This window comes from Streptomyces sp. NBC_01216, assembly GCF_035994945.1.
GTDB lineage: Bacteria > Actinomycetota > Actinomycetes > Streptomycetales > Streptomycetaceae > Streptomyces.
In genome coordinates, this window is the sequence record NZ_CP108677.1 from 2784000 (window position 1) to 2809613 (window position 25614).

The following is a 25614-nucleotide window of genomic DNA, read 5'->3' on the forward strand; positions in this document are numbered from 1 at the left end:
GACCGGCGCCGGTCCGGGCCGACGCCCCGGGATCGCGGCGCGGCGGGACGCACGGACGGATCAGCGGGTCGACCGGTACGCCTTCACCGCCTGGTCGTAGATCTCGGACACCTTGTCGCGCTCGCTCTCCGGTCCGATGACCTGGACGACGTGATAGCGACCGCCCTCGATCAGGGCGAGGTTGCGGACGAACACCTCGCGGCCGGTGCTGTCCTGCCAGGTGAACTGACCGACGGCCATGACCTGTCGGCCGACGTCGATCCGGCGCAGACCGGACGCGCTCGACCAGGAGGAGTCCCGCCAGGGCTGGAGCTCGCGCTCCCTGGTCCGCTGATAGACCATCGGGTCGGAACCGTGCGCCTCCACGGTGTCGCGGCCCGGCACGACGATGAGAGTGAAGTCGCCTCCGGTATAGCGGACTTGCCCGGCATCGTTGATGGGACTGCGCCGCCATCCCCTGGCCACGCCGACCTGGAACCCCTCGGGGTCCTCGCGCAGCGTGTACCCCGCGGCGAGATCGGCCTTCGGCGTGCCGGCCGGGGTCGTCCGCGAAGTGGTGGTCCCCGCCGAAGGGGTCGCGGATGCGGGCGTACCGGAGCGGGTGACGGGCGGCGGCGACGCACCGGTGCCGGGCTCCTGCGAAGCCCGGCCCGCGGGCTGCCCGCCGTCGGCACCCTGCCGCGGCATGAACATCAGGGCGTAGACCAGCGCACCCACGAGCAGCAGCAGGACGAGGAGCAGCGACTTGCGGCCGAGGGAGCGGGAACCGCGGGCCGTGCGGGGCCCACGGGGGTCGCGCGGGGTGTACTGCGGAAGCTCCTCGTGGAACGCCTCCTCCTGCCGGTACGCCCGAGGCTCCTCGTGCCCCCCGCCGTCGGGGCGCGCGCGGTACCGGCTCTGGTCCCGCCGTCCCGACTCCTCGGTGGGCATGTCCGGGCGGCGCTCGTCCTCGTGGCGGACCCGCCGGGACTCCCTGCCCTTCCGGTGCCGGTGCCGGCCACCGGCGGCTCCGCCCCGCCGCCTGCGGACGAGTTCGCCGCGGCGACGCACGATGGGCAGGCGCGCGGCGTCTTCGGACGGCAGCGGGACCGTGCCCGTGTCCGGCTCCGGAGCGGACCGGACCAGGGAACGCAGCCAGCCGCGCAGTTCCTCGAAATCCGGTCGCTCGGTGGGGTCCTGACGCAGCAGGGACTCGACCACGGGACGCAACGCGCCGCATTCCTCGGCGAAGGCCGGCGGCTCGGCGCAGACGAGCTGGACCAGTTCGGCGGCGTTGTCCTCGGGGTAGGGGGCATGGCCCTGCACGGCCCTGTAGAGCAGCGCGCCGAGCGCCCAGAGGTCGGTCGCTGGACCGATCGGCGGGGCGAGCCGCCAGTTCTCGTGGACCGGGCCGGCCTGTTCGGGCGCCCAGCGTTCGGTGACCGCGCCGACGACGGCGATCCGGGCCTGGCGGGCCCGCTCGCCGGCGAGCCGCGTCGTGGGCCCTCGGTACTCCGGGGCCGGACGGTCTTCTTCACCGGTCTCGTCCCGGGCGTCGCCCACGGCGGGCGCGGTCCTGGGCGAGGACGGGGCCGCGGACCGGTCCCCGGGCGGTAGTGCCGCGGCCGTGTAACCAGCCGGGAGGGCGGGGCGGCCGGAGCCCGGCAGGACCGGACCGCCGCCCGCGGAGAGGGGGCCGGCACCGTCCCGCGCGGCGTGCGGACCGTCGCTCCAGGTACCGGTGAGGAGGGCGTGCGGCGGGCCACCCTCGCTGGCGGGCCGGGAGGGGTACGGGTCGTCAGCGTCGTCGCCCTCGTCCTCGTCGTCCAGGCCCTGGGACCACCACCTCGGCTCGGGTCCGGTCCCCTGGGCGGGAACGGGCGACGGCAGGGGCACGTCGGAGACGGGCTCGACGGCGGCGGGGCCGGTGGGAGTCACGACCGGGGGAACGCCGGGGGTGGGCCGCCGCACGGGCAACGGTCCGGTCTCGCCGACGCGCGCCGCGGCGCGGGCGCCGGCCCGGTACGCGGCGATGGCCCCCGCTCGGGCCGCCCGCACGTCCGCGGCGGGAGCCGGCCCGACGGCTCCGGGCGATCCGGTGGCTCCCGGGATCGCCGCGGCCCCGGGATCGGCGGCCGGAGGGTCGGAGGGGCGACCGGTCTCGGCGAGGACGGCCGGGCGCCCGCCGGTACGACCACGGTCGCCGGGACCCGTCACGTCATGGCCCGGGTCGCCGTAACGCGCGTCGCCGCAGCCGGCCGGCGGCGCGTCGTGGCCGGGCTCCCCGGAGCCCGCGTCGGCGTAGACCGGCGCGTCGTAGTCCTCGTCGGCGTGGACCGGCGCGTCGTGGACCGGGGCGTCGTCGGGCGCCGGCACCGGGGCGTACCCGCAGAGCGCCTCCTCGGCCGCGCCCGCCGCGAGGCCGGTGAGAACCACACGGCCGTCGTCACAGACGAGCACGGTACGGGTCGTGATGTTCCGGTGCGTCCAGCCGTGCGCGTGCAGCGCGCGCAGGGCGGTGAGGACGTCGGAGCCGATCTCGGCTGCCCGGTAGGGACCGAGCGGGCGTTCGGCGAGGAGCGCGGCGAGCGGCCTGGCCGCCACCAGCTCACTCACGATCCACAGCGAACCGGCTTCGGCGAAGACGTCGAAGACCTGGTCGAGGCGCGGGTGGTCGGGGATCCACGCCGCGGCCTGAGCGGCCTCGACGGCCCGCCGTACCGCGGGGTCTGCAGGCCGCCGGGTCGCCGGGGCCCCGTCCCGGGGGGGAGTGAAGACCCGGCCGTCGTCGTCGAGGAACTCCGCGTCGACCACCTCGGGCAGGGGCACCTGACGGACCAGCACCTCCTGCGCGCTGTAGGTGTCGAAGGCGCGCGTCTGGACGAGTTCACACACGTCCGAGGGAGGCAACGGCAGACGGTAGCGGTCGGCGAGCACCCTTCCCGCGTAGTCCTCCACGACACCTCCCACCGAACGCGCTGTCCCCCGGGTCTCACCCCGCCCACGCGTTCCGGGGACGAAGCGAATCCGTCAATTTCGGTCCGATCCCTTGCAGTTGACGGCTCTCTTCGACTGCATACGGTTCGGGACCTCTCACGATACGTGCCGCCGGTCAGTCCTTGGGGCTGAACGTGGCGAACGCCGTCTCCCGCAGCGTCCTGCACGCGGGGGCGTCCCACTCGTCCGCCTCGCAGCTCACCATGATCGAGTAGCCGCGCCTCGCGTCCACCTTGAAGCCGCGGTTGAGTATCCGGACCGTGACGCCGCCCTGCCTGCGCTGGAACTCCCAGTCGGCGACCGTCGGATAGCCCTTGTACGAGACCGTCCTGATGCCGATGTGGCGGTAGCCGTTGCTGCTCGCGGCCACTCCGGCCATGGCCGCCCGCCAGGCACCGGCCGCGTCGTCCTTGGGGCTGCCGTTGTAGTCGACCTGGACGCGCGGGAAGCCGCCGTTCTGGCTGAATATCCCGCCGGAGTTCTGGCCGGCTATGCCGGTCATCCGGAAGGCCGCGGGCATGGCCATGGTGAAGTGGAACCGGTCGTTGGTCACCATGGCGTATCCGGAGGGCAGTTGCGCCCCGTCCGCACCCGCACCCGCGCCTTCGGCGCTCGGATCGCTCGACGGCGTACCGCCCTGGTCGCCTCCGCCGCCGGGCTGCTCTCCGCCCTGCTGACCGGGGTCGCCCGGCTCCTGTCCCTGGCCCTGTCCCCGGGCGTCGCCGCTGCCGTCTCCGGCCGTGGCTCCGGCGGAGGCCGTCGTGCCGCCCGCGTCCTTGCCGCCCTGCTTCGCCTCGTCTCCACCGCCACGCAGGGAGACCGCCAGGATCGTTCCGAGCAGGGCCAGCAGCACGACCGCGGCGATGATGATCAGGGTGCGCCGCGGCACGACGTCGGTGAGGGACGCCTTCGTGGGAGTCGGCCTATTCCCGCCCCGCGCGGTGCCGGGACCGGGGTGCCGCTCCGGCTTCGTCGTGACGGAGGCCGTGTTGCGCACCGACTTCAGCGCGCCGCGCATCCGTTCGGCGGCGGCCGCGGTCTCCTTCTGCTTCGGCCGGGACGGCGACTTCGCGGACCGTCCGTTCGCCGCGGCGGGCGGGAGCGGCGGCAGCGGAACGACCCGGGTGGCCTCCGGGGAGGGCTCCGGTTCGGCGGCCTTCACCGGGGCGTCGAGCACGGCGCGCAGGAGGGCCCGTGCACCGGCGTCGTCGAGCCGCTGGTCGGGGTCCTTGGCGAGCAGGCCGTAGATGACCTTCTCGAGCAGGGGTCCGGCGTTCCTCGGCGGCTCGACCGGCTCGGTCATCACGGCGGTGAGCGTGGCGATCGCGGAGCCCTTGTCGTAGGGCGGGCTGCCCTCGACGCTCGCGTACAGGAGTCCGCCGAGCGACCACATGTCGGCGGCCGGACCGGGCTTGTGACCCCGAGCCCGCTCGGGAGAGATGTACGAGGGCGCGCCGACGAGCATGCCGGTGGAGGTGATCGAGGGGTCTCCCTCGACCTGGGCGATGCCGAAGTCGGTGAGCACGACCCGTCCGTCCTCGGCGATCAGCACGTTGGACGGCTTCACGTCGCGGTGCAGAATGCCCTCGCGGTGCGCGGACCGCAGCACGTCGAGGACGGCCAGACCGACCTCGGCCGCGCGGTGCGGGGTGAGGGTGCCGTCCTCGCGTACGGCGTCGGCGAGGGACTTCCCCTCGATGAGTTCCATGACGATCCACGGCCGGTCGTCCTCGTCGACCACGTCGTAGACCGTCACCGCGCCGTTGTTGCGGATCCGGGCGATGGCCTTGGCCTCGCGCAGGGTCCGGGTGATGAGGCGTCGCTTCTCCTCCTCGTCGATGCTGTTGGGGAAGCGCAGCTCCTTGACGGCGACGGTGCGCCCCAACGTCTCGTCGACCGCCCGCCACACCGTGCCCATGCCGCCACGGCCGAGCACAGGACCGATGCGATAGCGCCCGGCGAGGAGGCTGCCCTCCGCGGTGGCCGCCGGACCGGACCGCTCCGGCTTGGCGGTACGGTCCGCGGTCTGACGCGTCCCCTGGCCGGAAGCGGCACCGGCCGCCGCGCCCTTCGCCGACCGTCCGGCACCGGAAGCGCCGGCTTCGGACGGCGCGTCGTCCGGCTCGCCGACGGGCGAGCCGGAACTCCGGCCGCCGACGGCCTCGTCCGCGGCCCCGTCGGCCCTGGGCTCCGCCGGCCGGACCGGGTCCGCTCCCGCGGCCGTCGTGCCGTCGGCCGTCGCCGCGTCCGTCACTCCGGAGTCCGGGCCCGACGCGGCGTCAGCCGGTGTGCCACCCGGCCGCCTCGGCGTCGGCACGTCCCGGGTCGCCGCCTGACCGGGCACCTTGTCCCGCCGGGTGTCCACGGGCTCTTCGGCCCCGGACGCACCGGTCGCGGCTTCGGCCCGGCCGTCGCCTTTCCCGTCCTCCCGCGCTGCGCGCGCGGCCGGAACCACATCCCGGTCGCCGTCGGTCCCGGCACCCACGCCGGCGTCCCGCCGAGGGTCCCGCGCCGTGTCTCGCGACTGCTCCGCCTCCGACATGCGTCCCCTCTGCGATCCCTGATCTTCGCCCGCGTCCGCCGCTTCCCGCACGATGCGGTAACCCGCCCTGGAAGAGAGCCCATTGTCTCTCACTCCGGGACCCCCGCTGTTTCGGGGTCCGCACTGTGAGAGGACGGCCGCGGAGTACGGCTTCTCCACCATGCCACCCGACGCCGGACCACCCCCTTCGGGTTCCCGGCCCGGCTGCACGGCCCGCCGGCCCCGAGGCCCCGCTCCCCGTCTGCCCGGAGATCGCCCGGCTACCCCGGCACCGTTCCGGCGAACGACCGGCGCCCGATCCGGCTCACCTACACCGACCCGTCCCCTCCCTTCCCTCGATCCTCATGGCGGTCCTCACGGCGGCCCTCCCGACGCCCCGTCAGAAAGGTCGGGACGAAGGAGCCGTCGGGAGGAACCGGTCGGTGTGGCCGGCCGACGGCGAGGCGCCGGCGACGACCGTGTCAGGACGCCGGCCGACGGCCCGCCGGGCGTGCTGGAGGACGAGGGGCGGCCGTGCGCCGCCGCGGCCAGGTACGCGGGCGGGCCTCACGGACACCGGCGCGTCGCAGGCCGCGGACGGCCGGGCGCCGGCGCGGAGGTGAACGGCCCGGCGAGCGGACCCGTTGTCAGATCGGCACGATGTCCGGTGCCCCCAACCTCGCCGCGTCGGCCGTCAGGTCGTCCGGCTGCCGCTGCGACTCCCGCTCGGCCTCCACCCGCTTCTCGTAGTGCTCCACCTCCTTGTCGATCTGCCGCGCGTCCCAGCCCAGGACGGGAGCCATGAGTTCCGCGCACTCCCGCGCGCTGCGCGTCCCGCGGTCGAAGGTCTCGATGGAGATACGGGTACGCCGGGTGAGGACGTCGTCGAGGTGCCGGGCCCCCTCGTGCGACGCGGCGTAGACGATCTCGGCCCGCAGGTAGTCGTCGGCCGCCGCCAGCGGCTCGCCGAGCCCGGGGTCGGCCGCGATCAGCTCCAGGACCTCCTCGGTCATCGACCCGTACCGGTTGAGCAGATGCTCGACCCGCACCACGTGAAGTCCGGTGCGCGCGGCCGTGCCGGCCCGCGCGTTCCACAGCGCCCGGTACCCCTCGGCGCCCAGGAGGGGGACGTCCTCGGTGACACAGGAGGCGACCCGCCGGTCGAGGCCGTGGACCGCCTCGTCGACGGCGTCCTTGGCCATCACCCGGTAGGTGGTGTACTTGCCGCCCGCCACGACGACCAGGCCCGGGGCCGGGTGCGCGACGGTGTGCTCGCGCGAGAGCTTGCTGGTGGCGTCCGACTCGCCGGCGAGCAGCGGCCTCAGGCCCGCGTACACGCCCTGGACGTCGTCCCTGCCGAGCGGCACGGACAGCACGCTGTTCACATGCTCCAGCAGGTAGTCGATGTCGGCACTGGACGCCGCGGGGTGGGCCTTGTCCAGGTCCCAGTCGGTGTCCGTGGTACCCACGATCCAGTGCCGTCCCCACGGGATCACGAACAGCACCGACTTCTCGGTCCGCAGGATCAGTCCGCTGTTCGAGTGAATCCGGTCCTTCGGCACCACCAGGTGGATGCCCTTCGACGCCCTCACATGGAACTGCCCCCTCTCCCCGATGAGCGCCTGCGTGTCGTCCGTCCACACACCCGTCGCGTTCACGATCTGCTGGGCGCGGATCTCGTACTCGCCCCCCGTCTCGACGTCCTGGACCCGGGCCCCGACCACCCTCTCCCCCTCGCGCAGGAAGCCGATGACCCGCGCGCGGCTGGCCGCCTTCGCCCCGTAACTCGCCGCGGTGCGCACGAGCGTGGCGACGAAGCGGGCGTCGTCCATCTGCGCGTCGTAGTACTGAAGCGCCCCGACCAGGGCGTCCTTCCTCAGACAGGGGGCGACCCGGAGGGCGCCCTTGCGGGAGAGGTGCCGGTGGACGGGCAGACCACGGCCGTGGCCCGACGAGACCGACATGGCGTCGTAGAGCGCCACGCCCGACCCGGCGTAGAACCGCTCCCAGCCCTTGTGCTGAAGGGGGTAGAGAAAGGGAACCGGCTTCACCAGGTGGGGGGCGAGCCGCTCGAGCAACAGCCCGCGCTCCTTGAGCGCCTCACGGACCAGCGCGAAGTCCAGCATCTCCAGATAGCGCAGCCCGCCGTGGACCAGCTTGCTCGACCGGCTGGAGGTGCCGGAGGCCCAGTCCCGGGCCTCGACCAGACCGGTCGACAGCCCTCTCGTGACCGCGTCGAGCGCGGTGCCGGCTCCGACCACGCCGGCTCCCACGACGAGTACGTCCAGCTCGCGCTCGGCCATCGCCGCGAGCGCCTCGGTGCGCTGGGCGGGTCCCAGATTCGCTGTCCTCACTGCTGCCTCCCGTCATCCCCCGTGTGGTCGGGCTCACAGACACGATTCTGACCCGGCACTCCGACTTCAGCCACCGCCTGTGGATAACACTCGGCGACCTTCGGCCCGACAATGCCGCATATCGGTCATATTTACGCCTAGTCTGACATTGCATTCGCCCCGTTCTGTCCACAGGGCTTGCGCACCTCGTCCCCTCCGGCTAATGGGAAGGACGGCCCACTCTCATGCCAGCTGATCTCGCCGTCATCGGCCTCGGCCACCTCGGACTGCCCCTCGCCCAGGCCGCCGTCGCCGCCGGCGTCGACACCATCGGCTACGACACCGACCCCCGTCCCGTCGCCGAACTCGCCGCGGGCCGACCGCCGGTCGACGGCTCCCTCACGGCTTCGGAGATCCGCCGGATGCTCTCGGGTGGCTTTCGCCCCACCACCAACCCCGCCGAACTCGGCCGGGTCCGCACCGCCGTCATCTGCGCACCGACCCCCCTCGGCCCGGACCGCGCCCCCGACCTGACCGCCGTCACGGACGCCGCCCGCGCCCTCGCCGCGCGGCTGCGTCCGCACACCACGGTCCTGCTGGAATCCTCCGTGCCCCCGGGAACCACGGAAGGCGTGCTCCGCGACCTCCTCGAAGAGGGGTCGGGCCTGCGCGCCGGCCGCGACTTCCATCTCGCCCACTCCCCCAGCCGCCTCGACCCCGGCAACCGCATCCGCGGATTCGCGGCCACCCCGAAGGTCATCGGCGGTCTCACCCCCGCCTGCACGGAGTCCGCCGCCGCCTTCTACGGCCGCCTCACCGACAAGGTGGTCCGCGCCCGGGGCCCGCGCGAGGCCGAGACCGTCAAAGTGCTGGAGACCAACTTCCGGCACGTCAACATCGCACTGGTCAACGAGATGGCCGTGCTCTGCCACGAGCTCGGCGTCGACCTGTGGGACGTCATCCGCTGCGCCGAGACGAAACCCTTCGGCTTCCACGCCTTCCGCCCCGGTCCGGGCGTCGGCGGCCACGGCACACCTGTCGACACCATCGGCTCACACCGCCCGCTCCGGATGGTGGAACTGGCGAACCAGGTCAACGAACGCATGCCGCAGTACGTCATCCAGCGCTGCGCGACCCTCCTCAACGAGCACGGCAAGTCGGCCCGCGGCGCGCGGGTACTCCTGTTGGGAATCACCTACAAGCCGGACCTCGCCGACCGGGAGGGCGCGCCGGCCGACGAGATCGCCCGCCGGCTGATGGACCTCGGCGCCGTGGTCAGCTACCACGATCCACACGTCCTGGACTGGCGCGTCCGCGACGCCCCCGTCCCCCGCGCGGACTCCCTCTACGAGGCCGCCGCCCACGCCGACCTGACCGTGCTGCTCCAGCACCACCGCACGTACGACCTGCAGGGACTGGCGGTCAAGGCGCAACTCCTGCTGGACACCCGGGGAGCCACCCCGGCGGGGGCCGCCCACCGTCTCTGAGCGATCCGCCCGCCGGCTCCGCCCCGTCCGCCCTCCGCCCGCTCCGAGCGGTGCCCGCCGGCAGGCAGAGCCCCTCGCAAAGGCGGCGCGACGGAAAGGGCCCCGCACCCGCGTGGAAGCAGCCGTGACGGCGTCCACTCGGGTGCGGGGCCGCCCCCGCGTACGAGACTGGGTCAGCGCTTGTGCTGGGAGTCCGCGACCGTCACCTCGACCCGCTGGAACTCCTTGAGCTCGCTGTAGCCCGTCGTCGCCATGGCCCGGCGCAGCGCTCCGAAGAAGTTCATCGAACCGTCCGGGATGTGCGAGGGGCCCGCGAGGATCTCCTCGGTGGTGCCGACGATGCCGAGGTCCACCAGCTTGCCGCGCGGCACGTCCTCGTGGACGGCCTCCATACCCCAGTGGTGGCCCTTGCCCGGCGCGTCCGTCGCACGGGCCAGCGGGGAGCCCATCATCACGGCGTCGGCACCGCAGGCGATCGCCTTCGGCAGGTCGCCGGACCAGCCCACGCCGCCGTCGGCGATGACGTGCACGTACCGGCCGCCGGACTCGTCCATGTAGTCGCGGCGGGCCGCGGCCACGTCGGCGACGGCGGTGGCCATCGGGACCTGGATGCCGAGCACGTTGCGCGTGGTGTGCGCCGCTCCGCCGCCGAAGCCGACCAGGACGCCCGCCGCGCCGGTGCGCATCAGGTGCAGGGCCGCGGTGTACGTGGCGCAGCCGCCGACGATGACCGGGACGTCGAGTTCGTAGATGAACTGCTTGAGGTTCAGCGGCTCCGCCGCGCCCGAGACGTGCTCGGCGGAGACGGTGGTGCCGCGGATGACGAAGATGTCCACACCGGCGTCGACGACGGCCTTGGAGAACTGCGCGGTGCGCTGCGGGGAGAGCGCGGCGGCGGTGACCACGCCGGAGTCGCGCACCTCCTTGATCCGCTGCCCGATCAGCTCTTCCTTGATCGGAGCGGCGTAGATCTCCTGCAGACGGCGGGTCGCGGTCTCCTCGTCCATCTCCGCGATCTCGTCGAGGAGCGGCTGCGGGTCCTCGTACCGGGTCCAGAGCCCCTCGAGGTTCAGGACGCCCAGTCCGCCCAGCTCGCCGATGCGGATGGCGGTCTGCGGCGAGACGACGGAATCCATGGGGGCGGCCAGGAAGGGGAGCTCGAAGCGGTAGGCGTCGATCTGCCAGGCGATCGAGACCTCCTTCGGGTCCCGGGTGCGCCGGCTCGGTACGACGGCGATGTCGTCGAACGCGTACGCCCTGCGGCCGCGCTTGCCGCGCCCGATCTCGATCTCAGTCACGATGTGTGGCCTTTCCCTCTACGTCTGCGCGTACCAGTATCCCCGACACAGGCGCGAGGGGCGGTTCCGGTCGCATGCCGGAACCGCCCCTCCGTATCGCGCTGTGTTACTTCCTGCTGTAGTTCGGCGCCTCGACCGTCATCTGGATGTCGTGCGGGTGACTCTCCTTGAGGCCCGCCGAGGTGATCCGGACGAAGCGGCCCTTGGTCTCCATCTCCTCGACGGTGGCGGCGCCCACGTAGCCCATGGTCTGGCGCAGACCGCCGACGAGCTGGTGCAGGACGTTGGCCAGCGGGCCGCGATAGGGGACCTGGCCCTCGATACCCTCGGGCACGAGCTTGTCGTCCGAGGCCACCTCGGCCTGGAAGTAGCGGTCCTTGGAGTAGGAACGGCCCTGCCCGCGGGACTGCATCGCACCGAGCGAGCCCATGCCGCGGTAGGACTTGAACTGCTTGCCGTTGATGAACTGCAGCTCGCCCGGGGACTCCTCGCACCCGGCGAGCAGACTGCCCAGCATGACCGTGTCGGCGCCGGCCGCGAGCGCCTTGCCGATGTCGCCGGAGTACTGCAGGCCGCCGTCGCCGATGACCGGGACACCGGCCGCACGGGCCGCGAGTGCCGCCTCGTAGATGGCGGTGACCTGCGGGACGCCGATACCGGCGACCACGCGGGTGGTGCAGATGGAGCCGGGGCCCACACCGACCTTGACGCCGTCGACACCGGCGTCGATGAGGGCCTGCGCACCGTCACGCGTCGCGATGTTGCCGCCGATGACGTCGACGCCGACGCTGGACTTGATCTTCGCCATCCAGTTCAGGGCATTGCTGTTATGGCCGTGGGACGTGTCGACGATCAGGAAGTCGACGCCCGCCTCGGCCAGGCCCTGCGCCCGCTCCAGCGCCTCGGGGCTGGCACCGACGGCCGCGCCGACGAGCAGGCGGCCTTCCGCGTCCTTGGCGGCGTGCGGGTACTTCTCGGCCTTGACGAAGTCCTTGACCGTGATGAGGCCCTTGAGGGTGCCCGCGTCGTCGACCAGCGGCAGCTTCTCGATCTTGTGTCGGCGCAGCAGCTCCATGGCGTCCACGCCGGAGATGCCGACCTTGCCGGTGACCAGCGGCATCGGGGTCATGACCTCGCGCACCTGGCGGCCGCGGTCCGACTCGAACGCCATGTCGCGGTTGGTGACGATACCCAGCAGCTTGCCCGCGGGGTCGGTCACCGGGACACCGCTGATGCGGAACTTGGCGCACAGCGCATCGGCCTCGGCCAGGGTCGCGTCCGGGTGGACGGTAATCGGATCGGTCACCATGCCCGACTCGGAGCGCTTCACGAGATCGACCTGGTTGACCTGGTCCTCGATCGACAGGTTCCGGTGCAGCACGCCCACGCCACCCTGCCGCGCCATGGCGATGGCCATGCGGGACTCGGTGACCTTGTCCATCGCCGCGGACAGCAGCGGAATGTTCACGCGGACGTTGCGGGAGATGCGGGACGAGGTGTCGACCGCGTTCGGGAGGACCTCGGACGCGCCCGGCAGCAGCAGCACGTCGTCGTAGGTCAGCCCGAGTGTCGCGAATTTCTCGGGCACTCCGTCGACGTTTGCAGTCATGACACCTTCCCCAAATGGCCTTGATCGGTGCGGATGTCCATGCTAACGGGCTCGGGCGGTGTCTCATTCCACGATCAAGATCACCAAGAAGCTTTGTACGTTCATACGTGTACGCGAGGGCCACCGGTCCACCACGTCCCGTACGCTCCGGACAGGCGGCCCCACACCCCGGAGGGCGGCGGGGCTACTGCTCGGCCAGGGCCCGCAGGCGGCTGAGCGCCCGGTGCTGGGCCACCCGTACCGCGCCGGGCGACATCCCCAGCATCTGCCCGGTCTCCTCGGCCGTGAGGCCGACGGCCACCCGCAGGACCAGCAGTTCGCGCTGATTCTCCGGCAGATTGGCGAGGAGCTTCTTGGCCCACTCGGCATCGTCGCTGAGCAGCGCCCGCTCCTCGGGTCCCAGTGAGTCGTCGGGCCGTTCCGGCATCTCGTCGGAGGGCACCGCCGTCGACCCCGGGTGCCGCATCGCGGCCCTCTGGAGGTCCGCGACCTTGTGCCCCGCGATGGCGAACACGAACGCCTCGAAGGGTCTGCCGGTGTCCTTGTAGCGCGGAAGCGCCATCAGGACGGCCACACAGACCTCCTGCGCGAGGTCCTCGACGAAGTGGCGGGCGTCACCGGGAAGCCGGTTCAGCCGGGTTCGGCAGTAGCGCAGGGCGAGGGGGTGAACGCGCGCCAGGAGATCATGGGTGGCCTGCGCGTCGCCTTCGACGGCGCGGCGGACGAGTGCGCCGATCTCCCCCTGCCCTACGGGCACGGGGGACCCCGTGGTCTCGTCGTCACGCATCGTTCCATGGTGCCTTGACGCCTCGGCGTCCGTGGCACCGCGTCCATAGTTGTGCACTGAAGCGTTATGAGCAGGCGCGCCGGCACTCATCTCCTGCGCCCTCCCCTCCCGCTCGATCGACTCGTCCCCGAGGAACTCCACACCTCAAGGATGCGTCATCCCGCGCGTTAGTGACACAAGCCGCCCCCGGACGGGGGGGCGAAGGCCGGTACGAACGGAGCCTTTCGGCTCCACCCCGCCCGCCGGGGCGGACGGGGACACGGCCGGCGCCCGCGACCAGGTCCCGCCCGCGGGACGGGGCCGAATGCCGCGTCGGGCGCCGTTCACCCCGTGGCGCCGGGCACACCCGGCCCGACGCGACCAGGGCGCGTTCCGAAAGTCCCGCCACGCCCTGCGGCACCCGGCGCCCCTTTCGGAGCACGGCCCAGTACCGCGTCGGGCGCTGTCCGCGCGACAGGGCTGAGGTGGCCTGGCTCGGCACTAGGGCGTGTTGCGGAAGTGGCTCCGTACGCCCGGAGGGCGGGGACTGCGGCGTCTGGTGCGTGCGACCGCAAGGCGGAGGATCGTCCTCGTACCGGGCGTACCCGGATGACTCCGACAACGCGGCGAGCGCGCGTGCCAGGCGTCACGGGCCTGGAGGGACTCCCGCGACACGTCCTAGCGGACCAGACCCCAGCGGAAGCCGAGCGCCACCGCGTGCGCCCGGTCGGACGCGCCGAGCTTCTTGAACAGCCGTCGCGCGTGCGTCTTGACGGTGTCCTCGGAGAGGAACAGCTCGCGCCCGATCTCCGCGTTGGACCGGCCGTGGCTCATGCCTTCGAGAACCTGGATCTCGCGGGCGGTGAGCGTGGGGGCCGCCCCCATCTCGGCGGAACGCAGCCGACGCGGGGCGAGCCGCCAGGTCGGGTCGGCGAGGGCCTGCGTGACCGTGGCCCGCAGCTCGGCGCGCGAGGCGTCCTTGTGCAGGTACCCGCGGGCACCGGCGGCGACCGCGAGCGCGACACCGTCCAGGTCCTCGGCGACAGTGAGCATGATGATGCGGGCGCCGGGGTCCGCGGAGAGCAGCCGGCGCACGGTCTCCACGCCGCCCAGACCGGGCATGCGTACGTCCATCAGAATCAGGTCCGAGCGGTCCGCGCCCCAACGGCGGAGGACTTCCTCACCGTTGGCCGCGGTCGTCACGCGCTCCACGCCGGGCACGGTCGCGACCGCGCGGCGAAGCGCCTCTCGGGCGAGCGGGGAGTCGTCGCAGACGAGGACGGATGTCATGGTCGCCCTCCGCAGCTGATGCGCGTCACCTAGAGCCTCCAGGGCTGGTACGTATCGTCACCTGTGCGGTTGACACGCTCGGACACTTGCCCGAGCGCTTGTTCCTTCAACCGCCTCCGCACTCTCAACGACGGTCACTCGAAAGAGTTACGGGCCGGACGAAGGCCCTCGGCACCCTGCGTGAGGGACCGAACGCGGAGGAGGGCCCCCAGCCCATCACATCCGACACCGGAAGCTATGCCCCATTTAGCGAGTTTTCTTCCCTTTTTGTGGTGTCTATGGCTAGATTCGCAATGAGTCATATTTACATCTACTTAGACAGTAGTTGTACGGTCGGGTCGAACCCACGAACGTGGGACGCGAGACCCGCGGGGGGTGAAGGGCCCCCGTAGATCAGCCATCAACCCGCCCACCTATCCGTTCGACACGGTTTCAAGGGGACAAGCGCAATGGCAGATTTCTCCCGCCTTCCCGGACCCAACGCCGATCTGTGGGACTGGCAGCTGCTCGCGGCCTGCCGCGGAGTCGACAGTTCCCTGTTCTTCCACCCCGAGGGAGAGCGCGGCGCGGCACGGAGTGCGCGTGAGAACTCGGCGAAAGAGGTCTGCATGCGGTGCCCGGTACGCGCTGAGTGCGCGGCACACGCACTGGCCGTACGCGAGCCCTACGGCGTATGGGGCGGCCTCACCGAGGACGAACGCGAGGAACTCATGGGGCGAGCCCGCAATCGCCTCATCACGACATCGTCAACAGCATCGGCAGCGCGTTCGGCGGGCGTGGGCCACGCCTGAAGGAACGTTTCTCCGGATGAACCGGAGGGCCGGGAACCGCACCCGCCCGGCCCGCGGCCGTGCCGCGCGCGGCCCGGGGGCGTGCGACACGGCCGGGGCAGGCGGGTGGCGCTAGGCCCGCCGTGCGGCGCGGGTCAGTTCGTCCAGGGTCGCCGCGACGGCAGGCACCCGCGCAAGATCGGGCAGGGTGAGCGCCACGATCTCCCGCTGCACGGCGGGCTCCACCGTCACCACCGTCGCACCCCTGGGACGCACGGACTCGATGGCCAGCGCGGGCATGACCGCCACCCCCAGCCCAGCGCCGACCAGGCCCACCACCGCGGGGTAGTCGTCCGTGGCGAAGTCGATACGCGGGGTGAAACCCGCCTTCTCGCACACGTCCACGAGCTGCCTGCGACAACGGGGGCAGCCGGCGATCCAGGACTCTTCGGCCAGCTCCGCGATGCCCACGGCCGCGTCACCCGCCAGACGGTGCCCGTCCGGCACCAGGCCCACCAGGCGGTCCGCGAGCAGCGGCCGGACGACGAGGTCCTCCCATTCGCCCGGACCCGCGCCGTAGCGGAACGCCAGAGCCACGTCACAGTCGCCCTCGCGCAGCATCTCGACCGAGCGTGGCGGTTCCGCCTCCACCAGGGAGACCCGCGTACCGGGATGCGCGGCGCGCAGGGCGGCGAGCGCGGTGGGCACGAGGGTCGAACTGCCACTGGGGAAGGAGACCAGGCGAACCCGGCCGGCCCGCAGCCCTGCGATGGCCGCCACCTCCTCCTCCGCGGCGGTCAGCCCCGCGAGGATGCCCGCGGCGTGCCGCACCAGGGCCTCACCGGCCTGGGTGAGCCGCATCTCGCGGCCGGTCCGGATCAGCAGCGGGGTCCCGGCCGAGCTCTCGAGGGCCTTCATCTGCTGGCTCACCGCGGGCTGGGTGCAGCCGAGTTCACGGGCGGCGGCGGAGAAGGAACCGGTCGCGGCGACGGCGCGCAGGACACGGAGGTGACGGGCCTCGATCATCCGCCGAGCATAAGGGATTCTTGGACTTGACGCCGTGAGCAACTTCATCACTTTGGGGAAGGTCGCCTCGGAAGGCTCTCCCGAGCGTCCTTCCCTGCCGCGCCGGAGCCGGCTGGCCGCGGCGCAGGGCACGGCGCGGACCGGAGCCGGCCGCGGCGGCGGAGGGGCCCGGAGACAGAGGGGCCCTGCGGGAGAATGGAGACGACAGGGACGGCGGGCGCGCCCTTAGGGTTCCGGCATGAAGCTGTTGAGTGTGAACGCCGGACGCGCCAGGGCCGTGGAGTACACCGACGCCCCCTCCGGGACGACGGGCATCGACAAGAGGCCGGTCGAGGGACCGGTACGGATCACCGCGCCGGTCCCCGGTGGCGACGGTGCGAGCGGGGTCGCCGGGGACACCGTGTGCGACCTCAGGTTCCACGGCGGCGAGGACCGCGCCGCGTACGCCTTCGCCCGTGAGGACCTGGACCGCTGGGAGCACGAACTGGGGCGCCCACTGGCCAACGGTTCCTTCGGGGAGAACCTCACGACCCTCGGGCTCGACGTGAACGGGGCACTGATCGGCGAACGCTGGCGCATCGGGCCGGAGGTGGTCGTCGAGGTGACCGGCGGCCGCATCCCCTGCCGCACCTTCGCGGGCTTCGTCGAAGAGCAGGGCTGGGTGCGCCGCTTCACCCGGTCGACGGCCGGGCCGGGTGCACTGCTGCGGGTGATCCGGCCGGGCGAGATCACCGGGGGCGACCCGGTGGAGGTCGTGCACCGGCCCGCGCACGACATCACCGTGGCCCTGCTGCACCGGGCCGCGACGACCGAACGAGCCCTGCTTCCCGACACGTTGGTGGCCGCCGAGTGGATGGAGTCGGGGCTGCTCGATCTCGCGCGCACCCACGCGGAGAAGTACGGCGCTCCCGGCGCGTGACCCGCCCCCGGGGCTCGGATCGGGGAGGCCCTTCGGGCACCGGCCGCACGGCCCGCTCCCGAGTCGACGACGGACGCGGCATCGCGTACGACCCCCACCACCTGCGCCGGTGTCCGGTCGAGTGCGGACGCGCGGGGCGCGGGGTGGCCCGCAGCACGAGAGCCCACGCCACGTCCCGCACACCGCGCCGCGTCCGCCGCGCGAGGCGGCGTCACACCAGCCGCCCCTGGGTCGTCGGCCGTTGGCCGGCCGACCTCGCCGGTCTCCGAGGGCGCGCCATCCCCCAGACGGGATCGGGGGCGGCTCGGGGGCGGCTCGGGGGCCGTCCCGGATGTGCGCGCCCCCTGCCGGGCGGGACGCTGGCGGCATGACTCGACTCACGCGTGTTCTCCTCGTCCTCACGTCGGCCGCCGTGGTTCCGGTCGCGGCGGCCGGCGCTCTCCTCGCCTGGCGAGCCACCGGCGCCGGGGCTCCGAGGCGCGGTTCGCCGGAGCCCCCGAACGCGTCGGCACTCCCTCCGCCAGGAACGCCGCCGACGACGCGCGCGGCCCCGGCGCGGCACCGCGGTCTCGGCCCCCGGTCGAGGGAACCGGCCTCGCCGGGGCGTCGGTTCCGGCTGGCACTCCCCGGGCACGCCGCCCGGGGGACGGCCCCGCACCACGTGGAGGAGACCGTCACCCGGGTCGCGCCGGTGTCCGGAGCGGCGTGTCCCGATGAGAACGGTCCGGCAGGGCACGTCCACCGGCGCGCCGCGCGGTCGCGCGTCCGGGAAGCGAACGGCGGACGGCCACCCACGCGGTGCGGCACCGCGGACACGGCCCGCGCCTCCCGAGGGCACCGTGGAGGGGCTGGCGGAGCGCTCCGGACGTCCGGCCCCTCCCGATACGCCGCACATGTACCACCGATATCCGGTGCGGCACGAGGACCGCTGTCGGACAAGGCAGTTCACGGTGGAGGAGGGGGACCGGGACCGGGTAAGGGCCGTACGCCGGGCGTCCACGCGGGGCACTAACGTGCCGCGTATGACGACTGCACTGATTACGGGCGCGACAGCGGGCATCGGCGCCGCCTTCGCGCGGAAGCTGGCGGCGGAGGGCCACGACGTGGTCCTCGTGGCCCGGGATGTGAAGAGACTGCGCGAGCAGGCGACCGAACTGCACGACAGGCACGGCGTGGAGGCAGAGGTACTGGCGGCGGACCTCTCCGAGGAGAAGGGCATCGCGGCGGTGGAGGCCCGGCTCTCCGACCCGCGACAGCCGGTGGACCTCCTCGTGAACAACGCGGGCTTCGGCAACAAGGGCCGCTTCCTGGAAGTATCCATGGCCGATGAGTTGAGGATGCTCACAGTGCACTGTGAGGCGGTCCTCCGACTGACGTCGGCGGCGGTGGGTTCGATGCGGCCCCGGGGCAGGGGCGGGGTCGTGAACGTGGCGTCGGTGGCCGCGTTCGTGCCGCGCGGAACCTACGGCGCGTCGAAGGCGTGGGTGGTCCAGTTCACCCAGGGTGCCGCTCGGGACCTGGCAGGCAGTGGGGTCCGTCTCATGGCGCTGTGCCCGGGCCTCGTGCGGACGGAGTTCCACGAGCGGGCGGGGATGGGGACCGAAGACATCCCGCGATGGATGTGGCTCGACGCGGACAAGCTGGTCGGCGCCGCCCTGGCGGATCTGGCCCGTGGGAAGACGCTGTCGATTCCCGACCCCCGCTACAAGGCCCTGATGGGCGTGGTGAAGCTGGCGCCCCGCGGGCTGCTCGGAGGACTGTCCTCCAAGGCGGGCCGCACGTACGGACCGAAGTGAGCTGATGGCGGAATTATCCGGGGCACTCCCCCTCACGAACCCCGACAGTGCGAGGCGATGTCGCCGACACATCGTCTCCGCACCAGTCCCCGCCGCCGTCGGCGGTCACGGTCCCGGCGGACAGGGCCGGGGAGCGGTCGGTACACACGGCCTCGACGAGCCCGTTCGGAGAATGGGCTCGTCGACTCGACAGGACCGCAAGCGCCCCCGCCCTGTGCCGTTCGGGGACGCGGGCTGAGGCGACGGCCACTCCCACGGACGGGCACGGGTGAACGCACTGGCGACGTCCACGACGCCCGGACAAACGCCCGGACAAACACTTTCCCCGCACCGGATCAACGCCCCGGCACCGGACCGGCATCCTCCCGAAGCGGACCGGCAGGACGCCCGCCTCCGCCCCACGGTCCCCGTGGTCGGTCGGCAGAGACCGCCGAACATTCTCGTACGGCGCCGTGGCCCCACCCCATGCGGCGCGCCCGACCTGGCCGACCGACCGACGGACACCCCGACCGACGGACCGGCCATGCGACGCGCCGGGAGGAGAACACCGCCCAGCCGGCTGGGCGGGCGACCGGGGGCCGGACGTCTAAAATGGAGGGGTCCCACCCGGTCCGGGAGGCGCCATGACCTTCGTACAGATCATCGACTGCAAAACGAGTCGGTTCGACGATATGAACCGGCTCATGGACAAGTGGGTCGAGCAGACCCGGGGGAAGCGCACCGCGACCCACAGTCTCATCGGCGCCGACCGCTCCGACGCCTCGCACTTCGTGGAGATCGTCGAATTCCCCTCCTACGACGTGGCGATGAGGAATTCACAGCTTCCCGAGACCGACCGGATCTTCCGCGAGATGGTCGCGCTCTGTGACGAGATGCCCACGTTCACGGATCTCGACGTCGTCAAGGACATCCAGCTCTACAAGGCGACCGCCCGCAGGCTGCTCGAGCTGGTCGGGGCCGAGGGTGAGCTCGCACCGCTCGACGAGGTCCTCGCCGAGGGATACCACGACCACGACCCCACCAATGTGCAGGACATCTCCGGGATGGACGCGATCCGCCGTGAACTGGAGATGTGGCGCGGCGGCTTCGACTTCGCCTTCGTCGTCGAGGACCAGATCGCCGAGGGCGACCGGGTCTGTACCCGCTGGACCTGGAACGCCACCCACACGGGGGACTTCATGGGAATCGAGGCCACCGGCCGTGAGGTCTCGATGACCGGCATGCTCATCCACCGTTTCCGCGAGGACGGCAAGATCGTGGAAGGCTGGTGGCAGTACGACCTGCTCGGCCTGATGGGGCAGCTCGGGGCCATCGAGTCCTGACGGAACCCAGACATCCGGGAGAGCCGGTGCGCCGGAACCCGAGAAGGGAACCGGCGATACCGGTGGGGCGTCGGCGAGGCCCGCCACGAAGCGGTGAGGCCGGTGCGAACGGGCGAGGCCCGGTGCCCCCGCGACGGGGGCACCGGGCCTCGCTGCGTGTCGGTCACCCCGAACGCGTCGTGCACGGCGGTGAGCCTCAGCGGCTCACCGCGTCGGTGAACGGCCTCAGTGGGAGTGGCCGTGGCCGTGACCCGCGTCGGCCGGCTCCTCTTCCTTCTTCTCCACCACGAGGGTCTCGGTGGTGAGCAGGAGGGAGGCGATCGAGGCGGCGTTCTCGAGCGCGGAACGCGTCACCTTCACCGGGTCGATGACGCCGGCCTTGACCAGGTCGCCGTACTCGCCGGTCGCGGCGTTGAAGCCCTGGCCCTTGTCGAGCTCCGCCACCTTCGCGGTGATGACGTAGCCCTCGAGCCCGGCGTTCTCGGCGATCCAGCGCAGCGGCTCGACCGCGGCGCGGCGGACGACCGCGACACCCGTGGCCTCGTCGCCGGACTTGTCGAGGTTGCCCTCGAGCACCTTGACGGCGTGGACCAGAGCGGAGCCACCACCGGAGACGATGCCCTCCTCGACCGCGGCGCGGGTCGCGGAGATGGCGTCCTCCAGACGGTGCTTCTTCTCCTTCAGCTCCACCTCGGTGGCGGCGCCGACCTTGATCACGCACACGCCGCCGGCCAGCTTCGCGAGGCGCTCCTGGAGCTTCTCGCGGTCCCAGTCGGAGTCCGTGCTCTCGATCTCGGCCTTGATCTGGTTGACGCGGCCCTGCACATCCTCGGAGTTGCCGCCACCGTCGACGACGGTGGTGTCGTCCTTGGTGATCGTCACACGGCGGGCGGTGCCCAGCACGTCCAGGCCGGCCTGGTCGAGCTTGAGGCCGACCTCCTCGGCGATGACGGTGGCACCGGTGAGGGTGGCCATGTCGCCGAGCATCGCCTTGCGGCGGTCGCCGAAGCCCGGGGCCTTGACGGCCACGGCGTTGAAGGTGCCACGGATCTTGTTGACGACCAGGGTCGACAGGGCCTCGCCCTCGACGTCCTCGGCGATGATCAGCAGCGGCTTGCTGGAGCCGGCCTGGATGACCTTCTCAAGGAGCGGCAGCAGGTCCTGGATCGAGGAGATCTTGCCCTGGTGGATCAGGATGTACGGGTCGTCGAGGACGGCCTCCATACGCTCCTGGTCGGTGACCATGTAGGGGGACAGGTAGCCCTTGTCGAAGGCCATGCCCTCGGTGAAGTCGAGCTCCAGACCGAAGGTGTTGGACTCCTCGACGGTGATGACACCGTCCTTGCCGACCTTGTCCATCGCCTCGGCGATGAGCTCGCCGACCTGCTGGTCCTGCGCGGAGAGCGCGGCCACGGCGGCGATGTCGGACTTGTCCTCGATCGGGCGCGCGGTCGCGAGCAGCTCGTCGGAGACGGCCTTGACGGCGGCGTCGATGCCCTTCTTCAGGGCGGCCGGGGAGGCGCCGGCGGCGACGTTGCGCAGACCCTCGCGGACCAGGGCCTGGGCGAGCACGGTGGCGGTGGTGGTGCCGTCACCCGCGATGTCGTTGGTCTTGGTCGCCACCTCCTTCACCAGCTGGGCGCCGAGGTTCTCGTACGGGTCCTCGATCTCGACCTCGCGGGCGATCGTGACACCGTCGTTGGTGATGGTGGGGGCGCCGAACTTCTTGTCGATGACGACGTTGCGGCCCTTGGGGCCGATCGTCACCTTGACCGTGTCGGCAAGCTTGTTGACGCCGCGCTCAAGGGCGCGACGGGCGTCCTCGTCGAACTTCAGGATCTTCGCCATGGGAGCGGTTCAGCCCTCTCGGAAATCGGGTGGAACGAACTGCGCCCCGGGGCGCCCGGAAGGGGCCTCGGGGCGCAGCTCAAAGCATCTGCTTCAGGTACTTCGGGTACTTCGGTGAACTACTTCTCGACGATCGCGAGCACGTCGCGAGCCGAGAGGACGAGGTACTCCTCGCCGCTGTACTTCACTTCGGTGCCGCCGTACTTGCTGTACAGCACGATGTCGCCGGTCTTGACGTCGAGCGGCAGACGCTCGCCGTTCTCGAAGCGGCCCGGGCCCACGGCCAGGACGACGCCCTCCTGGGGCTTCTCCTTGGCAGTGTCCGGAATGACCAGGCCAGAGGCGGTGGTCTGCTCGGCGTCGAGCGGCTGGACCACAATGCGGTCCTCGAGCGGCTTGATGGCAACCTTGGAGCTGGTGGTCGTCACGATCCGACCTCCCCCTTCGGAGATCTCACGGGGTTAACTGTCTGAGGTGGCGACCAGGTGGATCCGTCGTCGCGGGTGCCGGACCTGCCCGTCGCTGTGTTGGCACTCTCCAGTGGGGAGTGCCAGACCTGAGACTATGACTGCGATTAGCACTCGGTCAAGCGGAGTGCCAATTCAGTGCGGTGTGGCGATTCGGCCCCGCTCCGGGAAACGGTGTGCCGGACCATTTGGTTCCGACTGCGGAGGCGACTGCGGGGGCACGTGTGAGGACGCGGCCGGGGACCGCGGGACGGTCCGGGGGTGCGGCCAGGAACGCGCGACGCTGCGGAACATCCGGGCCGCCGTACCGGTGACGCTCGCCCCGTCCCCGTCCCCGACCCCGCCCCCGACCTTCCGGGCCGTGTGCGCGCGGACACCGGTGTTCCCGGGTACGACTCGCCCCACACCGGCCGCGTCCGGCTCCCGCACCACCGCCCCGGGCCCCCGGGGGACCTGCACCACCACCCTCCGCCCTCCCCACGGCGCCGGGTCCGGCGCCGGTGCCTGCCCGTGGGCCGGCATCACCCGCTCCGCCGCCCTCCGGCCCAGCCGCTCGATCGGGTCCACGCTCGACGCGCACCCCGACGTCGCCAGGAGCGCGCCGGCCAGCAGCAGCCCGGCCACCGGCCGACGCGCCCGGATCACACGTAGTCCTCGAGTCTCGCCACCGCGTACCCCTTGTCCGTGATCGTCTTCATCACGCGGCGGATCATGTCGGGCATGGTGCCCTTCCAGTCCCCCTTGCCACGGAAGTGGGTGAGCACGATGTCGCCGGGATGCAGGTCCCGGTCCCACTCGCGCCACTCCATGTGGTCCGGGAACGCCTCCGCGGCCCACAACGGGACCGCCTTGACCCCACAGGACTTGGCCGCCGTCAGCGTGTCCTGGTTGTAGTTGCCGTACGGCGGGCGGAAGAGTGGGGGCCGCTTGCCGAACTTCTTCTCGATGGTGTCCTGCATCCCGCAGATCTCCCGCTTCTGCTGCGCGTACGAGAGCCCGGGCAGGTAGCGGTGGTTGAGCGTGTGGTTGTGCAGGGCGACACCGGCCTTCTGCATCCCGGCGAAGTAGCCGTAGTCCTCCCTGACGAGGTAGTCGCTCAGGAAGGCGCTGTACGGGATGCCCAGCTCGCTCATCATCCGTACCAGGTCGGGGTCCTTCTCGGCCCCGTCGTCGATGGTCAGGAAGACGACCTTGTCCTTGGTCGGCACGGTCGTGAAGACCGGCGGCAGACCCTCGCCGTCGGTCTCGAAGCCCTTGCGGGTCGTGATCTTCGGCTTGGTCACCGGCGGCGCGGGCGCCTCCAGCGGCGGCTTGTCGAGCTTCCACTTCCTGGCCGCGAGGACCCGGGCCGCGCGCTGCTCACGAACCCGCTCCACGTACGCCTGAAGGGCGCCGGCCGCGCCCTCCGCTCGAGGTTGTCCGGCGGCGGGGCTCGCGGCGCCCTTGCGCGCCCCTTCCCCGTTCCCGCCCTCCGCCGCCCCGCCGGAGGGTGCCGCGCAGGCGGACGCGAGCGCCGCGACGAGCACCGTCGCGCCCACGGACCGCCGCACCAGGAGGGCGCGGTTCACCAGCATTCGTTCTTTTTGTCGTACTAGCTGCATGGCGCCGCATCCTGTCAGCGCCGAGCCCCTCGGACCTCCACGCCGTCGGCGCGCCGCGCGCACCGTCCCCCGGCCGGCCCACTCGACGGCAGGGGCCACAATGGGACGGGTGACCGACCTCTCCTCCTTCGCCACCCTGCTCTCCCCCGAAGGCCAGACGCTGCTCGCCGTGCTGCGCGACCACGACCCCGCCCAGGAGTTGGCGGTCGCCTCCCGGCTGCGGCGCGAGCACCCGGCCGATCTGGTCACGGCGGCCATCGGACAGGCACGGCTGCGGCAGCGCGCGGTGGCGAAGTTCGGTGCCGAGGACGCGTACCGGATGTACTTCACGCCCAACGGAGTCGAACAGTCGACCCGGGCCACGGTGGGGACGTACCGCGCGGGACGTCTCCGGGAGCTGGGCGTGCGCAGCGTCGCCGACCTGTGCGGCGGCATCGGCGGCGACGCGATCGCCTTCGCCCGTGCGGGCATCTCGGTCCTCGCCGTCGACCGCGACCCGCTGACCGCCGAAGCGGCCCGCGCCAACGCCGCCGCCCTCGGTCTCGACGGGCTGATCGAGGTCCGGTGCGCCGATGTGACGGAGATCGACACCACCCCCTACGACGCGGTCTTCGTGGACCCGGCGCGGCGGGGCGGACGCGGCCGGATCTTCGACCCGGAGGGCTATTCGCCTCCGCTCTCCTGGGCGACGGAGGCGGCCCGCAAGGCCCCGCACGCCGCGTTGAAGATCGCCCCGGGCGTGCCGCACGAGGCGGTGCCGCCGGAGGCGGAGGCCGAGTGGATCTCGGATGGCGGCGACGTGAAGGAGGCGGTGCTGTGGTTCGGCACCACTCCCGGCGCCCGTCGGGCCACGCTGCTGCCCGGTGGCGGGAGTCTGACCGGCCGCGGCCTTCCGAACCCCGCGGTCCGGCCGGTCGGCCGCTACCTCTACGAGCCCGACGGCGCCGTGATCCGCGCCCACCTGGTCGCCGAGGTCGCAGAGGATCTGGCGGGCGGTCTGGTCGACGAGACGATCGCCTACGTCACGGCGGACGAGCTGCGGCCGACCCCGTTCGCCGCCGCGTACGAGATCACCGACCGGCTCCCCTTCAACCTCAAGAAGGTCAAGGCCCTGCTGCGCGAACGGGAGGTCGGCACGCTGACCGTGAAGAAGCGCGGCTCGGCCGTCGAACCCGAGGAGATGCGCCGCAGGATCAAGCCCAAGGGCCCGAACGCGGCGACGCTGTTCCTCACCCGTGTCGCGGGTGCCCCGACGATGCTCATCGGACACCCCGCGGACCGCTGAGAGACTGTCGGGTGACCTTCGGCCGACAGGCGGGCGCCGTCTGGTGCGGGCGATCCCAAAGCGCCGGTAGCTCCGCTGCAGCGGAGCTACCAGGGCATCCCGGCAACGCCGACTGCGCGTGCCAGGGCGTGACCACCCGGTCAGATGCCACCCGACAGGCTCTGAGCCGGGCGACGGACCCGCGCGGGCGGCGGCACGGAGGCCGCGGTATCCGCGTCGGCGCCGCTATCTGTGCGGGGGCGGGGGCGGGGGCGGGTGCGGGCACGGGTGCGGGCACGGGTGCGGGCACGGGTGCGGGTG

17 protein-coding genes are annotated in these 25614 nt (G+C 72.2%); 6 read left to right on the top strand and 11 right to left on the bottom strand.

From position 1 onward, the window contains the following. Positions 1–60: 60 nt before the first annotated feature. From OG393_RS11905 to OG393_RS11915, 3 genes are all read right to left on the bottom strand, one after another. The gene (locus OG393_RS11905; RefSeq protein ID WP_327374642.1) at positions 61–2937 is read right to left on the bottom strand and encodes a serine/threonine protein kinase; all 2877 of its coding nucleotides are present in this window, start codon (positions 2935–2937) and stop codon (positions 61–63) included. A 154-nt stretch (positions 2938–3091) separates the two neighbouring features. Next, positions 3092–5518 carry a serine/threonine-protein kinase gene (locus OG393_RS11910; protein ID WP_327374643.1) on the bottom strand — a complete coding sequence of 809 codons (2427 nt, stop codon included), beginning with the start codon at positions 5516–5518 and terminating at the stop codon, positions 3092–3094. 626 nt (positions 5519–6144) lie between these two features. Next, positions 6145–7851 (bottom strand): glycerol-3-phosphate dehydrogenase/oxidase, encoded by a 1707-nt coding sequence (locus OG393_RS11915; protein WP_327374644.1) that lies wholly within the window; start codon positions 7849–7851, stop codon positions 6145–6147. Between the two features lie 224 nt (positions 7852–8075). Here OG393_RS11915 and OG393_RS11920 point away from each other — a divergent pair, with 224 nt between their 5' ends. After that, the gene (locus OG393_RS11920) at positions 8076–9317 is read left to right on the top strand and encodes a nucleotide sugar dehydrogenase (RefSeq protein ID WP_327374645.1); all 1242 of its coding nucleotides are present in this window, start codon (positions 8076–8078) and stop codon (positions 9315–9317) included. Between the two features lie 173 nt (positions 9318–9490). Here OG393_RS11920 and OG393_RS11925 read toward each other — a convergent pair whose 3' ends face one another. From OG393_RS11925 to OG393_RS11940, 4 genes are all read right to left on the bottom strand, one after another. Continuing rightward, positions 9491–10615 (bottom strand): GuaB3 family IMP dehydrogenase-related protein, encoded by a 1125-nt coding sequence (locus OG393_RS11925; RefSeq protein WP_327374646.1) that lies wholly within the window; start codon positions 10613–10615, stop codon positions 9491–9493. Positions 10616–10721: 106 nt separating this feature from the next. Further along, complete coding sequence (gene guaB, locus OG393_RS11930; protein ID WP_327374647.1) at positions 10722–12224, bottom strand: IMP dehydrogenase; 1503 nt, start codon at positions 12222–12224, stop codon at positions 10722–10724. A 184-nt stretch (positions 12225–12408) separates the two neighbouring features. After that, complete coding sequence (locus OG393_RS11935; protein WP_327374648.1) at positions 12409–13011, bottom strand: sigma-70 family RNA polymerase sigma factor; 603 nt, start codon at positions 13009–13011, stop codon at positions 12409–12411. Between the two features lie 657 nt (positions 13012–13668). Beyond that, positions 13669–14280: a response regulator transcription factor gene (locus OG393_RS11940; protein ID WP_003948568.1), complete on the bottom strand. Its 612-nt coding sequence runs from the start codon at positions 14278–14280 to the stop codon at positions 13669–13671. 449 nt (positions 14281–14729) lie between these two features. On the opposite strand from OG393_RS11940, the gene OG393_RS11945 reads away from it, so the two are divergent. Next, entirely contained in the window at positions 14730–15071 is a 342-nt protein-coding gene (locus tag OG393_RS11945; protein ID WP_327374649.1) for a WhiB family transcriptional regulator, read from the top strand. A 111-nt stretch (positions 15072–15182) separates the two neighbouring features. On the opposite strand, the gene OG393_RS11950 is transcribed toward OG393_RS11945, so the two are convergent. Then, a complete protein-coding gene (locus tag OG393_RS11950; RefSeq protein WP_327374650.1) occupies positions 15183–16076 on the bottom strand; it encodes a LysR family transcriptional regulator in 894 nt (297 codons plus the stop codon). Positions 16077–16314: 238 nt separating this feature from the next. On the opposite strand from OG393_RS11950, the gene OG393_RS11955 reads away from it, so the two are divergent. The 3 genes from OG393_RS11955 to OG393_RS11965 all read left to right on the top strand — a co-directional run bounded on the left by OG393_RS11955 (position 16315) and on the right by OG393_RS11965 (position 20113). Then, complete coding sequence (locus OG393_RS11955) at positions 16315–16995, top strand: MOSC domain-containing protein (RefSeq protein ID WP_327374651.1); 681 nt, start codon at positions 16315–16317, stop codon at positions 16993–16995. Between the two features lie 1022 nt (positions 16996–18017). Further along, complete coding sequence (locus OG393_RS11960) at positions 18018–18791, top strand: SDR family NAD(P)-dependent oxidoreductase (RefSeq protein WP_327374652.1); 774 nt, start codon at positions 18018–18020, stop codon at positions 18789–18791. 623 nt (positions 18792–19414) lie between these two features. Next, positions 19415–20113 (top strand): ester cyclase, encoded by a 699-nt coding sequence (locus tag OG393_RS11965; protein WP_327374653.1) that lies wholly within the window; start codon positions 19415–19417, stop codon positions 20111–20113. Positions 20114–20338: 225 nt separating this feature from the next. On the opposite strand, the gene groL is transcribed toward OG393_RS11965, so the two are convergent. From groL to OG393_RS11980, 3 genes are all read right to left on the bottom strand, one after another. Next, on the bottom strand, positions 20339–21961 hold the full coding sequence (gene groL, locus OG393_RS11970; protein WP_327374654.1) for a chaperonin GroEL: 1623 nt from the start codon (positions 21959–21961) through the stop codon (positions 20339–20341). 119 nt (positions 21962–22080) lie between these two features. Next, positions 22081–22389 carry a co-chaperone GroES gene (groES, locus tag OG393_RS11975; RefSeq protein ID WP_010471835.1) on the bottom strand — a complete coding sequence of 103 codons (309 nt, stop codon included), beginning with the start codon at positions 22387–22389 and terminating at the stop codon, positions 22081–22083. A 680-nt stretch (positions 22390–23069) separates the two neighbouring features. Beyond that, the gene (locus OG393_RS11980; protein WP_327374655.1) at positions 23070–24002 is read right to left on the bottom strand and encodes a polysaccharide deacetylase family protein; all 933 of its coding nucleotides are present in this window, start codon (positions 24000–24002) and stop codon (positions 23070–23072) included. Between the two features lie 127 nt (positions 24003–24129). On the opposite strand from OG393_RS11980, the gene OG393_RS11985 reads away from it, so the two are divergent. Beyond that, a complete protein-coding gene (locus tag OG393_RS11985; protein ID WP_327374656.1) occupies positions 24130–25314 on the top strand; it encodes a class I SAM-dependent methyltransferase in 1185 nt (394 codons plus the stop codon). Positions 25315–25614: the final 300 nt, after the last annotated feature.